The sequence below is a fragment of the Pyxidicoccus sp. M15 genome, from assembly GCF_056858435.1.
Map to the genome: position 1 here is coordinate 5,572,166 of NZ_CM166495.1, position 12,890 is coordinate 5,585,055.

The following is a 12,890-nucleotide window of genomic DNA, read 5'->3' on the forward strand; positions in this document are numbered from 1 at the left end:
AAGGTATTTCCCCTCCCTCGTTTTTGTTCGCGTGTCCGGGATTTCCCCGAACACGTGAACTCGCTGAAGGGGGATTGGAAATGAAGCGAATCCTGACGACGTGGACTCCCATCGTGTCGCTGGCGGCGCTCGTCGCGGCGCCCGCCGCGCTGGCCGGGTCCAAGACGGAGTCGGCGTACTGCTACAAGAACACGGACAACTCCGGTGGTTGCTATGGAAGCATGCTCGGCTTCCGCAACCACGCCGGCAGCAACACGTACGCGTACTTCACGCAGTACTACTCCGGCACCCGGTCCTTCTCCGCGGCCTATACGTCTGGCACGACGACGACGTACTTCTCGTGCACGCCGAACGCCGCCACGGCCGCGCAGTGGACGAAGGCGATGAACCACCACGGGTACTTCTCCATCTACTGGGACGCGTCGGGTGCCTGCTATTCGCTGTACCTGAACAACGGCAGCCAGTACGCCAACTTCTGAGCCGCCATGTCTGTCAATGCCCTGCGTGGATGGCTCCCGGGCCTCGTCCTGGCCCTGGGATGCGGAGTGGGTAGCTGGCTCGCGGTGAGCCAGGGACAGCAGGCCCAGGAGCTGCGGATGCAGCAACTGGCCGACGAGGTCGCGTCACTGCGCCGAGCCGTCCGGGCGCTGCCGGCGCCGACTTCCGTCATGCCTGCTGGAGGCAACGCGGCGGGGATTCCTCCGTCCCTGGAGGCGGGCGCGGCACGGCCCACCGCCGAGGACCTGGATGCCATTGCCGCGCGGATGGTCACCCTCCTGAAGGAGTCCGGGACATTCGCCGAGGGTCCGCAAGCCGCGGAGCCCCCGGCGCCACCTCCGAACCTGACTCCAGAGCAGCATGCGGCCGCGACACGGGCCGACGTGCTGGTGGAGCGGATGGTGTCCAGCGGGCGCATGACAGCCGAAGACGTCCACGAGATCCGCCGCGAGCTCGCGCTGCTCGGCGGCCGGGCCGAAGCCGAGGCGCTCCGCCGGAAGATCGTCGTCGCCATCAACCAGAACCGGCTCACCCCCTCGGACGATGCCGACGGGCTGCCCTAGGGCCGGCCCGACATCCCCGAGCAGGAAGGTGTCTGCCTGACAGAAGCACCCCGGGAGGACGCGTCATGCGCTCCTGGAAGCAATCCACCTCAACCCCCATTCGGGGCACAGCCGCGCGCTGGCCCCTTCAAGGAGAAGACGATGAAGTCCCTGCACCTGAAGTCGCTGACCCCGGTGGTGGCACTTGCCACCCTTGGCCTTGCCTCCGTCGCGAGCGCGGGCCTCGAGTCGCAGAGTGCCACCTGCTACCAGAACACGGATGGCTCGGGTTACTGCATCGGCAACATGATTGGCTTTCGTGAGGATGCGACGACGACCTCGTATGCCTCCTTCCGCGAGGACGAGGACGGCACGCGCAGCTTCTACGCCCGGTACACGGTGGGGGGCGCCACCACGCCCAGCACGTACACCTGCATCCCGGACGCCACGGTGTCCTCCATCTGGAACCTGGCGCTGAGCAGCCGCGGCTACTTCTACGTGACGTGGAACACCACCGGCACGTGCACCTACCTCCGCCTGTCGAACGGCTCGAACTACTCGAACTTCTAGAGGGATTGAAGCCCGGGGCGGGGGAGCGGATGAGCTCGCCCCGGGTGTTCCTCCACGGTGGTTCACCGAGGTGCGGCTCTTCCTGACGGGCCGGCGGGCGTGAGCAGCATCTCGCGCAGCGCGGACGGAGGGATTTCGTTGTACCTGCGAAACGTCCTCGTGAAGTGGGCGTGGTCGGCGAAGCCGGTGCAGAACGCGACGTCCGTGAGCGTCAGGCGTGTATCTCCCAGCAGCGCCTGCGCGGCGTCCACGCGGGAGCGCTGCAGCAGCTCGGAGAAGGTGGTCCCCTCCTGCCGCAGGGCGCGCTGAAGACTCCGGCGCGAGAGGGCGAGCCGCCACGCGGCCTCCTCGAGGGTCCACGGGTGAAGGAGGTCCGCCGTCATCAGCTTCTGGAGCCGGGCGCGGAGCTCAGGGACGTCATTACCTTGCGAGTCCTCGCACCGAGAGGCGTCCGTCGGCTTCGCTGGCTTCCAGTGGAAGGTGGCCACGTCCGTGGCGTCAGGCAGCATCCGCGGGGCAGGCGCCGGGGCTCCGCCGTGGATGACCATGGGCTCGCTGGCGGCGGGTGTGAGGGTGACGACCAGCTCCGTGTAGCCCGCGAGCTCCAGCAGCGCGACGACGAGGCCCCAGACGAACAGGTCATTGACGGCGAGAATCTTCCCTCCGTCGATGGCCACGTGACGCAGGGTCAGCCGGGCACCGTCCGCGTCGTGGTCGAGGAGCTGCGTGCGGTGTCGCGAGTGGCCGAAGCGCTCCAGCGTCTTCCACCGCTCGAGGATGTGGCCGGGCGTGGCCCCTCCGGTGATGGCTCGGATGACGGGATGGGCCGCCAGGGCGCGCAGCTCACGGCCAAGCTCCAGCACGGGCCGCCAGCCGTGGGCATCCATGACGGCCTGGAGCACGGTGACCTTGTCGCGTCCCCGGAGCTGAAGGTCCGGGTAGTCGCGAGCGACGGCCGCGTGCAACAGCGCACCCAGGGCCGCGTTCGTCATGGTGCCCTGGTCCATCACGGTCACCGGCTTCGGGTCAGCGGGACGCACGCGGTGGCGGCCCGGCGCATCGACCCGCCTTGCGCCAGTCCGTCAGCGCGGCGAGGAAGAGCGTGTTGAACTCCGCACCCGAGAACGGGTTTTGACTGGTCACCAGGTTGCAGTCGCGCACGGCCCTGGAGCGGCCCGGGAAGGCCGTCTCATGGAGGTAGCCCGCGCCGTCGAGCTGCTCTCCAATCTCGCGAACCTGTGCGCGTTCACCCATCACGAACGTCTCAATGTACCACTCCTCGAAGCCAGACACCGAGGTGACGCGCCGGCCGAGGAAGGGACTCCGGTCTTCCGGCAGTCGCGACAGGAGCGCGGGGGCGTGGCAGACGAGCCCGACGGGACGGTCCGTGGCGCCGAAGTCGACGAGCAGGGCGTGCAGGTCGGCGTCATGCAGCAGGTCGACCATGACGCCCTGGCCGCCCGGAACGAGGATGGCCTGAAACGCGTCGGAGCGCGCGCGGACCTCGGACAGGTGAAGCGGCGCGAGCAGCCCCGGCAGCGTCGTGATGAGCGCCTGCGCTTCGGCGAGGGCCTCGGGGTGCTTCTTCCAGTACGACGGCTCGAGGCTCTCCGGGTCGAACACCGGTGCCCGACCCGCTGGCGTCGCGATGGCCACCTCGTAGCCCGCGTCGACGAGGGCCCGGTAGGGCTCGTAGAACTCATTCAGGAAGACGCCCGTCTGCCGCGTGCTCCCGTCCGCGAGCGATTGCACGGACGCGGCGGAGAGGACCATGAGAACCGCTCCTGGTGAGCGGAGCTCCTCGGCCGTGGCGGCTCCTGGAGGAAAGACCACCTGGCGGGTCGGAAGCGCTGCGCACCCCATGATTCCCGCGCAGACCGCGGCCGCGAAGACGAGGCGGGAGACACGCCTCGTGAAAGCCCGCCTCACGGGGGACGTTGGAACTCGATTCGTGGTGGACGCACCCATGTCGCTCCTCCTGGTGACAGCTTCATCACCAGGGTAGGGCGCCACTGGAGGGTGGGCTTGAACGTATGCGCCAACGTCGCCTGCGTGAGGCGGGGCCGCCCCGCGCCGGCCGCTTCGTGCTCGTTACTGCACGCGCAGCGTGTACGAGCCGCCGTTGCGGCGGAGCTCCGCGTTCATGTCGTCGCGGAACCGGCGCAACGTCGCCGCATCACCGACGATGCCGATGCAGCCCGCGGTGCCGGTCTGGCCACCGTCCGGGTGGATGCGCAGCAGCGTGCGATCCCGGCCCGCGCGAGGGTCATAGAACTTGTCGGAGCCCGGACGGCGAGGGTCCTCGAGCCGGAAGCTGAAGCCGACGCCGTCCCGCGTGAAGGCAGCGTCAGAGCGGCTGTTGCGATGCGCCGTCACCCGGAACTCGCCCTGCGGAACCGAGAAGAGGCTGCGCGAGCCGGAGTTGAACTGGTACGTGTTGCCGTTCACCGTGACGGTGCCGGTGGCCATGCCCTTGCCGGCGGGATAGTTGTTGAGGCGCGCGGTGCCATTGACACCGCCGCCGGTGGTGGGCTGGCTGCCGCCGGTGCCAGTGGTGCCGGTGGTGGGCCGGCTGCCGCCGGTGGTCGGACGCTGGCCCGGAGCGTTGGCCGCCTCGAGCGCCGCCCGGGTGCGCGGCCCCACGATGCCGTCCACCTTCAGGCCGTTCGCCTGCTGGAACTTGCGCACCGCCGCCTCGGTCTTCGGGCCGAACTTGTTGTCGATGGGGCCCGGGTTGACGCCGGCCGCCTTGAGCTGCCGCTGGAGCGAGCCGACCTGCGGGCTCTCCGCGCCCCGCTCCAGCCTGGCCGCGCGGGCGGGGGTGGTCGTCCGGCTCCGCTCGGTGGCGGGACGGTCCGGGTTGATCTCGGGCCGGCTCTCCGCGCCGCCGGTCGGGGCGCCACCGAAGTGCGGCGCCAGCGCCTGCGCGCGGGCCCACACGTCGTTGGAGTAGTCGTCGCCGGTGGTGCCCCGGTCCATCCCCTCGAGGGTCCGCACGTCGTCGGCGCCCATGTTGTAGGCGGCCACCGCGCCGCGCAGCTGCTGCTCGGGGGTCCAGTTCGGGTGGTCGCGCTTCACCTGGTTGAGCTGGTCCCGGAGGATGCCAGCGCCCTGCGCGATGTTCTCGCGGCTGCGGGGGCCGCCGATGCCCGCGGCCGTGCCCCGGTCCACCTGCATCAGGCCGTAGCCCGCGCCACCGTCGCCGCGCCCGTTGGCGTCCAGCGCCTGGCCGCCGCGGCTCTCGCGGCTGATGATCGCGGCCAACAGCGCCGGCGGGAAGCCGTACTCCTGCGCCACCGACTCGATGTCCGCCTTGTACTGCTGCAGCCGCGGCAGGTCGGTCATCGCCATCTGGCGCGAGGCGGCAGGGCCCCCCTGCCGGATGCCGTCCTGGCGCGCGGTCCGGTCCGAGGCGCCCGTCGGGTTGTAGCGGCCGAGGATGGCGTTGGGGTCCGTCCGGCTCGTTCCCTCGAACGAGCTCACCCCGGAGGTGCCCACCCGGTTGTTCGTCGGAGTGGTACCGCGTCCGGATGACGTCGAGGTCTGCGCGACGGGAACGCTCGTCCGCTGCGAAGTGGAGACGCGAGTCGTCGAGCGGCTGGTCGAGTCAATGGCCATGGGGGGGTTCCTTCGGATCAGTCGGGGCTGTCCCATTGTCGGGAGAGGTATGTGCCGAGTTGCCGAAATAGTTTTCAGGACCGGAATGGGTGTGTGGATGTAGGCGTGGGTGTCATGCCAGAAGGGGAGCGGGGCCCTTCCTTTTCGAGGTGCGGATGGAGGCGCGGACCGGTACGGCCTTCGGAGCGACCGCGGGCGTGACGTGTTGCGCGTCAGCGGGCGCGGAGGATGGAGGTGGCTGGGGCTCGCTGGCGAGCATGGCGTCCAGTTCGTCGGCCGTTGCGAACACGCCGGAGCAGACCTTCGCGACCAGTCCCCCTTCCGCGAGCATCATGCGCGTCATGCTGGACGCCGAATGGCGCTCCGTGTGGATGGAGATGAAGTCGCCCGCGTTCTGCCCCTGGACGAGAATCAAGAGGGGCGCAACGTCAGCGTCCACGGTGTAGTGGATGGGCTTCTCTTCCCCATCGCCCCTGAAGAGACAGGCGCAAGCTTCGGCAGTGGAATTCTCTGCATCGTTTTCCGCCTCGGCGGCTCATTCCTCGTGGTCCTCATTCAGGGCCATTGCCAACAGGCAGCTCGGGCCGCGCCCTCGGGGGAGCGCGCGGCCTGGAGTCAGACTGCCCGGTACAATCGCCGCTCGTTGTTGAGGGGGGGAACGCTTGCACCCGAATCGATTGAAGCAGACGTGTCAGAAGACGCACCTCATGGGAGCACTGGCCGTGCTCCTGCTCCTGGGAGCCGCTGGAGGGGGAGGTGAGGCGCGGGCCCAGGAGCCCCGGAGCGCGACGGCGCCTCTGGCCCCGGACCCCGCCGGGGGGAACTGGAACGCTACCGGCTCGATGGTTTCAGGCCGCTATGGCCATACCGCCACGCTGCTGGCGGATGGCAGGGTGCTCGTGGCGGGTGGGTACGCCTTCCAAGGCGACGTCCTCGTCAGCGCCGAGCTGTACGCCCCGGCCACCGGCGCCTGGACCGTCACCAGCGCGCTGAGGCGGGCTCGCTCCAACGCCGCGGCCACGCTGCTGCCCGACGGCAGGGTGCTCGTGGTGGGTGGGTACGGCGGCGGCATTCTCTCCAGCGCCGAGCTGTACGACCCGGCGACCGGCACCTGGACCGCTACCGGCGCGATGGCCTCGGGTCGCTCCAGCCCGACAGCCACACTGCTGCCGGATGGCAGGGTGCTCGTGACGGGAGGGTATTCCGGACAGAATGGCAGCCTCGCCAGCGCTGAGCTGTATGACGCGGCCACCGGCACCTGGACGGCCACCGGTTCCATGAGCCATTACCGCCAGGGCCACACCGCCACGCTGATGCCGGATGGCAGGGTGCTCGTGGTGGGCGGGAGTAACGGCAACGACCAGGAGGCCAGTGCCGAGCTGTACGACCCGGCCACAGGCATCTGGACCCCCACCGGCTCGATGATTCAGGCTCGCGGGCGCTCCACGACCACGCTGCTGGCGGATGGCAGGGTGCTCGCGGCGGGCGGGTACGACTTCCTCACCCTTTCCAGTGCCGAGCTGTACGACCCGGCCACCGGCACCTGGACCGCCACCGGCTCCATGAGTCAGGAACGCTATTACTTCACGGCCACGCTGCTGCCCAACGGCAAGGTGCTCGTGGCGGGCGGCTCCGGCGCCGGCGCCGAGCTGTATGACCCGGCCACCGGCACCTGGACGACCACCGGCTCCATGAGCCTGCCGCGCACCTTCCACACCGCCACGGTGCTGCCCGGTGGCAGGCTGCTCGTGGCGGGCGGGAGTAACAACGGCATCTCGGAGACCCGGGCCGAGCTGTACCTGAAGGTACCGGACACCCGCTTCGGCGCCACGCCGCCCCCCGCCACCCGCCAGCGCGGTGCGACCTTCGCCTTCACCTCCGACGATGCGGGCACCCACTTCGAATGCAGCCTGGGCGCCGAGGCCTTCAGCGCGTGCACCTCGCCCGTCACCTACGCCGACCTGGCCGAGGGGACCTACACGTTCCGGGTGCGGGCGCGAGACACGCTCGGCAACGTGGATGCCACCCCCGCTTCCCACACGTGGAGGGTGGACCTGACGGCTCCAGAAACCGCCCTCACGTCCATCCAGGCCAGTCCCAATCAATCCACCGCCACCTTCCGCTTCGCCAGTGAGACCGGTGTCAGCTTCGAGTGCGGCCTGGACGGGGCGCCCTTCACCCCGTGCACCTCGCCGGCCACCTACGCCAACCTGGGCGACGGCGCACACTCCTTCCAGGTGCGGGCGCGTGACGCGGCTGGCAATGTGGATGAGACTCCTTCTTCCCACGCCTGGACGGTGGACGTGACGAGTCCGACCACCCTCCTCACGTCCGCTCCAGGCCCCCTCACCAATCAGCGCACGGCCACCTTCACGTTTGAGTCCGACGATGAGTCGGCCCGCTTCGAGTGCGCCCTGGACGGCGGGGTCTTCGCCTCGTGCACCTCGCCGGCCACCTACGCCAACCTGTTCGACGGCCAGCACTCCTTCCAGGTGCGTGCACGCGATGCCGCCGGCAATGTGGAGTCCCCCCCGGTGTCCCATTACTGGACCCTGGACCTGGTGGCCCCGGAGACCTGGCTGGAGTTCACGCCGGACGCCTTCACGCAACAGACCCAGGCGACCTTCGGCGTCACCTTCGATTTCGGGAGTGTCGGCGGCGAGTGCAGTCTGGACGGCGCGCCCTTCACCCCGTGCAGCCCGCAGGTCACCTACGCCAACCTGACGGAAGGACGCCACACCTTCCAGGCGCGCGCGCGTGACGAGGCCGGCAATGTGGATGCGACCCCGGTTTCCTATTCCTGGACGGTGGACCTGACGGCTCCGGAAACCACCGTCACGTCCGCTCCGGAGAATCCCTCCCGGTTCACCACCGCGGTCTTCGGCTTCGAGTCCAACGAGGCCGGCGCCAGCTTCGAGTGCAGCCTGGACAATGAGCCCTTCACCTATTGCTCCTGGCAGGCTGTCTACAGCGTGTTCTCTGGCACGCACACCTTCCGGGTCCGTGCGCGTGACAGGGCCGGCAATGTGGCTGCGACTCCTGCCTCCCACACCTGGACCGTGGACGTCACCGCGCCGGTAGTCACCTTCACGTCCGTTCCGAGCAGCGGCACTCGCCAGACCACGGCCACCTTCGCCTTCGAGTCCGACGACGCGGGGGGGCGCTTCCGGTGCAACCTGCAGGGGGTGCCCTCCACGGAGTGCACCTCGCCGGTCACCTTCTCCGGCCTGAGCGAAGGCACCTACACCTTCCAGGTGTCCGCAATCGATGGGGCGGGCAATGAGAGTATTCCCGCCTTCCATTCCTGGGCCGTGGACCTGACGGCCCCCCGCACCATCCTGGACTCCGTGCCGGCCAATCCCACGCAACAGACGCAGGCGACCTTCTCCTTCTTCTCCTTCGAATTCGATGCCCGCTTCGAGTGCAGCCTGGATGGGTCGACCTTCAGCGCCTGCGCCTCGCCGGTCACCTACGTCAACCTGACCGCGGGCACCCACACCTTCCGGGTGCGTGCGAGGGACGCGGCCGGCAATGTGGATGAGAATCCGGACGCCTACTCCTGGACGGTGGACCGGACGGCCCCGGCCACCACGCTCACCTCCACTCCGTCCAATCCCTCTCCGCCGCTCTCGTCGACCTTTGCCTTCGAAGCCAATGAGCCGGGGGCCCGCTTCGAGTGCAGCCTGGATGGGGCGACCTTCACCGAGTGCTTCTCACCCACCACCTTCTTCGTCTTGAGCGATGGCAGCCACACCTTCCGGGTTCGTGCGCGTGACGAGGCCGGCAACGTGGATGTGACCCCGGCCATCTACTCCTGGATGGTCGACGCGACGGCACCGGTCACCCGCATTACCTCCGCTCCGAGCAACCCCAGCAACCAGGCCGAGGTGACCTTCTCCTTCGACTCCAACGAGGCGGGGACCCGCTTCGAATGCAGCCTGGACGGGGCGTCTTTCAGCTCCTGCGCTTCGCCGGCCACCTTCTCCGGCCTGGGCGAAGGCTCCCACTCCTTCCAGGTGCGTGCGTATGACGGGGTCGGCAACGTTGAGTCCTCCCCGGTCAGCCACGCCTGGAGCGTGGACCTGACGGCGCCGTCCACCACGCTCACGTCCGCTCCGGGCAACCCCAGCGCTCAGCCCACGGCCACCTTCACCTTCTCCAGCTCGGCGGGTGCCAGCTTCGAGTGCAGCCTGGATGAGGCGGACTTCACCGACTGCACCTCGCCGGCCATCTACGCCAACCTGACCGAGGGCGCTCACACCTTCCAGGTGCGCGCGAAGGATGGGGTCGGCAACGCGGATGCCACTCCGGCCAGCCACACCTGGGAGGTGGCGCGGCCCGCTCCGGCGGCGCCCTCCATCATCTCTCCGGCCCAGGGCGCCACCCTGGACGACGCCACGCCCGTCTTCTCTGGCATTGCAATGCCCGGCAGCACCGTCACCCTCACCGTGGATGGGCAGGACGTGGGCACCACCGGCGCCAGCGAGGCGGGCACCTGGTCCTTCACTGCGACGTCGCCCCTGGCGGAGGGAAGCCACAGTGTGGTCGCCACGGCACGCGACACCGGCGGCACCAGCCCGGCGAGCGCCGTCGTGAGCTTCACGGTGGACCTCGGCGCCTCTGAGCAGCCCGGGGACCCGGAGGAGGGCGGCGGGTGCTCGGCGGGCCCGGGGGATTCCTCGTGGCTGCTGGCGAGCCTGGCGTTGCTGGCGATCGCGGCTTCCCGGCGGCGCCGGCTCGTGCGGTAGCGCTGTTGACTGCGGGCGGGGCTCCCCGGCGTACCGGGGAGCCCAGGGTGTTCAGCGCGGGACCCCGCTGGGAGCGCGGCTGAGCGTGTCGCTGCTCGCCACGCCCTGGGCAGCGTGGCCGCAACGCGAGGTGCGAAAGCGGGGTGCTCGGTCAGTGACGTGTCTCCGGTAGTCCCTCATCGCAAGGCGCACCCACCCTCCCTCGCTGGAGGCGTGGACTTCGATGGGCTTGTCTGCTCCGAACTTGAGCGCGTTGGTCAGCAGGCCTGCGTGAGCGCGGCATCTCTCCGCGCATTGCACGACCTGGAATCGAGTCGTCCGAACGGCTGGGCCGCTACCGGTGGATCGTCGAGCAGCGCCTGGCCATCCTCCACCGCTTCCGTCGCCTGCGTATCCGCGACGAGCGGCGAGCCGACATCCACGAGGCGCTCCTCCTGCTCGCCTGCGACCTCATGCTGCTACGGTCGCTCGGCCGGTTTTGTCAGGAACTCTCAGGGCACGTAGACGGTGTTGATGACCGGAGCCGCCGGGTCATAGAGCGCGACGATGACGTCGCGGCTGGGAAGGAAGTCGAACTCGGACGCGCTGCCCAGGGAGAGGCTGCCCTCATACCGCTCGCCACGCACGATGAAGCTCCAGCGCAGCACCGTGGGCGGTGGCCCCTGCTTGCGCACCGGCATTTCGTCGCCGAAGTACGTCACCCGCGCGAGAATCGGGATGCCCACGCGGGCCGCGCGCGACTCACGGCGGTTGGCCCGTACGACGAGCAACAGGCCCACGGCGCCCCCGAGGGGGAACAACAGCGCGAGCCCTCCCAGGCGCCCCATGTGCGTGAGAGTGGTGCCGCGGATACGCGCCTGGTCTCCTCGCCACTCGAGGACCACGCGCTGGCCGGGCTGAAAGCTGCCGCCCGGCTCGCAACTGCGTCCCACCAGCGTGCCGTCCTCCGAGTGGAAGCGCGCGCAGTACACGGGCGGACGGGACCTGCGCTGGCGCATCCCCACCTCGACCGAGTCGACGACGCCGGGGACTTCGAAGGACTGCAGGTCCAGCAGCAGGTCCCCCACGGCGCGAGGGGACTGGAACAAGGCACAGAGGAGCCCACCGGCAAGCAGGAAGAAGAGGCTGGCGTAGAGCGTGGCACGCTGAGGGCCCGCGAAGGCGAGCACCAGGCGCCGGGCTTCCTTCGAGGGCGCGCGCGGCGCTCTCGGGACGCTCGCGAGCAGGGCACGCGCCCGCTCGAGGTCGTCGGACGGCACGTCGGCGAAGGTGGCTCGGTTGTTCTCGGGAGGCGGGCCGGACAGGGGGTGCGAAGACATGGGCCGCCATTAGACCAGACCTTGGGCCAGGCTCAGTCGCGCGCACACTCGTCGAAGAGGACGCGCACCTTCAGGGGCGCGGCCGGGTCCGCGGTGTCGTCGAGCACGGCCGTGCGTCCGCAGGGCACGTCGTAGATGTGCTCCACGAAGCGGGGAAACTGGTCCCTCGCGGCGGCGAAGTTGGGGAACTCCAGAGTGGCCATGCAGGAGTGGGTGCGGCAGTCCACGTCGAGCAGGTTCCCGCGCCGGTCCGCTGGCAGGCTCGCCAGGAGCGTGCCCATGCTGCTCTCCAGCGACTTGCGCGCCGGGTCCGCCCACGCGGCATCCATGCGTTCCTGCCGATACGCGTCCACCTTCATCTCGAACAGCTCCATGCCGGCCTCACGGCGCTGCACCTGCTCCTCGGGAGTCGGGGGCATGGGCGGGGGAGGGAGGTTGGCGCGGGCCGCGTCCTCGGAGCCGAGCCGCTGGGAGAGCTGCTCCACCTGCTGCTCCAGCTGGCGCAGGCGCTTGCCGTCCGCGGAGGCGCCCGGCGCGACGGGGGCGGGCGAGGTGGGCGCGGGCATCGGCTCGGGCGTGGGCGCGGAAGTGGTCGCGGGGCCGGGCGACGGGCCGAGGCTCCAGGCGATGCCGGCGACGAGGGTGGTGGTGAGGATGGCGGCCAGCCAGGGGCCCTTCAGCAGGTGAGACATGGTTCCTCCAGGGAAAAGGGCCCGGAGCGCGAGGCACGCGGCCCCACGCTCCGGGCGACAACGCAAGCGGGTGGGGCGGCGGCCTAGTAGGTCGAGTAGCCGTAGATGGCGCTGTTGCCCAGCGGCCCGTTGTGGGGGATCTGGATCTGGATGAAGGAGTAGTCGCCCTGCCAGGCCTCCTTCAGCTTGTTGACCTGCGCCGCGTCCAGCGCGACCTGGAACGGGCCCGTGAAGGTGATGTCCGTGGCAATCGGGCGGAGCACCTTGGGCGCCGAGCAGGAGGAGCCCGTGCCTTCCCTGAACACGTAGCAGACGGTCGCCTGGGCGTTGTAGTAGTCGGTGGTGCCGTTGTTCCCGTCGTAGCCCGTCACGTAGATGGAGGAGACGGCGGGCCGCCAGCTCACGTTGGACGTGGTGGCGCCGGGGGCGCCGGAGTTGTCGTCGATGATGGGGCAGCGGATGTTGCGCGCGCGCGCGCCGACGCCGGCGCTCTGGTTGGCGATGCCGAGCGACCAGACGTAGTCGCCGACGTAGTCGGTCTCGTAGGTGCAGCCGGCGGTGGGGTAGGCACGGTACGCGCTCGCGGTGCCCGGGAGGATGGCCATCACGACGGGGGCGGCAACGGACAGACCGATGGCGGCGCGCTTCAGCAGCGAGAGAGTGCTCATCTTTTCTTCCTTGGTGTTCGGGTGGACTGCCTGGGATGGCGCCCCGTCCGGTGTGCCCGGCGGTGTTCGCCATCTGCGTGGACCCTGAGCAAGGCCCGTGCCCGCGCATGTGCCTCGGGAGCAGCGGCCTCCACTCGAGACCTCGCGCGGACGCATCCTCCTCTGAAAGCGGGCCCGAAGCCGGCCACGTCGGCCCCCGTGTCGAGCGCGCTGGGCCCCTGGACTCCACGCGGGT

Annotated in this window: 11 protein-coding genes and 1 pseudogene; 5 read left to right on the forward strand and 7 right to left on the reverse strand. The window is 69.7% G+C overall.

The features are described from left to right. Positions 1 to 80 precede the first annotated feature (80 nt). The 3 genes from ACX9TP_RS21145 to ACX9TP_RS21155 all read left to right on the forward strand — a co-directional run bounded on the left by ACX9TP_RS21145 (position 81) and on the right by ACX9TP_RS21155 (position 1,610). Positions 81 to 479 carry a hypothetical protein gene (locus ACX9TP_RS21145; RefSeq protein ID WP_482981529.1) on the forward strand — a complete coding sequence of 133 codons (399 nt, stop codon included), beginning with the start codon at positions 81 to 83 and terminating at the stop codon, positions 477 to 479. A gap of 66 nt (positions 480 to 545) precedes the next feature. Next, a complete protein-coding gene (locus ACX9TP_RS21150; RefSeq protein WP_482981530.1) occupies positions 546 to 1,061 on the forward strand; it encodes a hypothetical protein in 516 nt (171 codons plus the stop codon). Between the two features lie 141 nt (positions 1,062 to 1,202). Continuing rightward, the gene (locus ACX9TP_RS21155; RefSeq protein WP_482981531.1) at positions 1,203 to 1,610 is read left to right on the forward strand and encodes a hypothetical protein; all 408 of its coding nucleotides are present in this window, start codon (positions 1,203 to 1,205) and stop codon (positions 1,608 to 1,610) included. 62 nt (positions 1,611 to 1,672) lie between these two features. On the opposite strand, the gene ACX9TP_RS21160 is transcribed toward ACX9TP_RS21155, so the two are convergent. From ACX9TP_RS21160 to ACX9TP_RS21175, 4 genes are all read right to left on the reverse strand, one after another. Next, on the reverse strand, positions 1,673 to 2,602 hold the full coding sequence (locus tag ACX9TP_RS21160) for a helix-turn-helix transcriptional regulator (protein ID WP_482981532.1): 930 nt from the start codon (positions 2,600 to 2,602) through the stop codon (positions 1,673 to 1,675). A 34-nt stretch (positions 2,603 to 2,636) separates the two neighbouring features. After that, entirely contained in the window at positions 2,637 to 3,383 is a 747-nt protein-coding gene (locus tag ACX9TP_RS21165; RefSeq protein ID WP_482981533.1) for a type 1 glutamine amidotransferase domain-containing protein, read from the reverse strand. Positions 3,384 to 3,701: 318 nt separating this feature from the next. Further along, a complete protein-coding gene (locus ACX9TP_RS21170) occupies positions 3,702 to 5,228 on the reverse strand; it encodes a peptidoglycan-binding protein (protein ID WP_482981534.1) in 1,527 nt (508 codons plus the stop codon). 112 nt (positions 5,229 to 5,340) lie between these two features. Further along, on the reverse strand, positions 5,341 to 5,667 hold the full coding sequence (locus ACX9TP_RS21175; protein WP_482981535.1) for a hypothetical protein: 327 nt from the start codon (positions 5,665 to 5,667) through the stop codon (positions 5,341 to 5,343). Positions 5,668 to 6,070: 403 nt separating this feature from the next. Here ACX9TP_RS21175 and ACX9TP_RS21180 point away from each other — a divergent pair, with 403 nt between their 5' ends. Together ACX9TP_RS21180 and ACX9TP_RS21185 are read left to right on the forward strand one after the other, a co-directional pair. Beyond that, complete coding sequence (locus ACX9TP_RS21180) at positions 6,071 to 9,976, forward strand: Ig-like domain-containing protein (protein ID WP_482981536.1); 3,906 nt, start codon at positions 6,071 to 6,073, stop codon at positions 9,974 to 9,976. A 269-nt stretch (positions 9,977 to 10,245) separates the two neighbouring features. Beyond that, positions 10,246 to 10,458: pseudogene (locus tag ACX9TP_RS21185) on the forward strand (IS5/IS1182 family transposase); the annotation flags it as partial. A gap of 9 nt (positions 10,459 to 10,467) precedes the next feature. Here the strand turns inward: ACX9TP_RS21185 and ACX9TP_RS21190 are convergent. From ACX9TP_RS21190 to ACX9TP_RS21200, 3 genes are all read right to left on the reverse strand, one after another. Then, complete coding sequence (locus ACX9TP_RS21190) at positions 10,468 to 11,295, reverse strand: hypothetical protein (protein WP_482981537.1); 828 nt, start codon at positions 11,293 to 11,295, stop codon at positions 10,468 to 10,470. A gap of 32 nt (positions 11,296 to 11,327) precedes the next feature. Continuing rightward, on the reverse strand, positions 11,328 to 11,987 hold the full coding sequence (locus ACX9TP_RS21195; protein ID WP_482981538.1) for a hypothetical protein: 660 nt from the start codon (positions 11,985 to 11,987) through the stop codon (positions 11,328 to 11,330). 83 nt (positions 11,988 to 12,070) lie between these two features. Then, on the reverse strand, positions 12,071 to 12,655 hold the full coding sequence (locus tag ACX9TP_RS21200; RefSeq protein ID WP_482981539.1) for a hypothetical protein: 585 nt from the start codon (positions 12,653 to 12,655) through the stop codon (positions 12,071 to 12,073). Positions 12,656 to 12,890: the final 235 nt, after the last annotated feature.

Excerpts from the sequence above, each read along its gene's own strand:
- ACX9TP_RS21145 (WP_482981529.1), top strand. The coding sequence starts at position 81 with ATGAAGCGAATCCTGACGACGTGGACTCCCATCGTGTCGCTGGCGGCG.
- ACX9TP_RS21165 (WP_482981533.1), bottom strand. The coding sequence starts at position 3,383 with ATGGTCCTCTCCGCCGCGTCCGTGCAATCGCTCGCGGACGGGAGCACG.
- ACX9TP_RS21160 (WP_482981532.1), bottom strand. The coding sequence starts at position 2,602 with ATGACGAACGCGGCCCTGGGTGCGCTGTTGCACGCGGCCGTCGCTCGC.
- ACX9TP_RS21195 (WP_482981538.1), bottom strand. The coding sequence starts at position 11,987 with ATGTCTCACCTGCTGAAGGGCCCCTGGCTGGCCGCCATCCTCACCACC.
- ACX9TP_RS21200 (WP_482981539.1), bottom strand. The coding sequence starts at position 12,655 with ATGAGCACTCTCTCGCTGCTGAAGCGCGCCGCCATCGGTCTGTCCGTT.
- ACX9TP_RS21155 (WP_482981531.1), top strand. The coding sequence starts at position 1,203 with ATGAAGTCCCTGCACCTGAAGTCGCTGACCCCGGTGGTGGCACTTGCC.
- ACX9TP_RS21170 (WP_482981534.1), bottom strand. The coding sequence starts at position 5,228 with ATGGCCATTGACTCGACCAGCCGCTCGACGACTCGCGTCTCCACTTCG.
- ACX9TP_RS21180 (WP_482981536.1), top strand. The coding sequence starts at position 6,071 with ATGGTTTCAGGCCGCTATGGCCATACCGCCACGCTGCTGGCGGATGGC.
- ACX9TP_RS21190 (WP_482981537.1), bottom strand. The coding sequence starts at position 11,295 with ATGTCTTCGCACCCCCTGTCCGGCCCGCCTCCCGAGAACAACCGAGCC.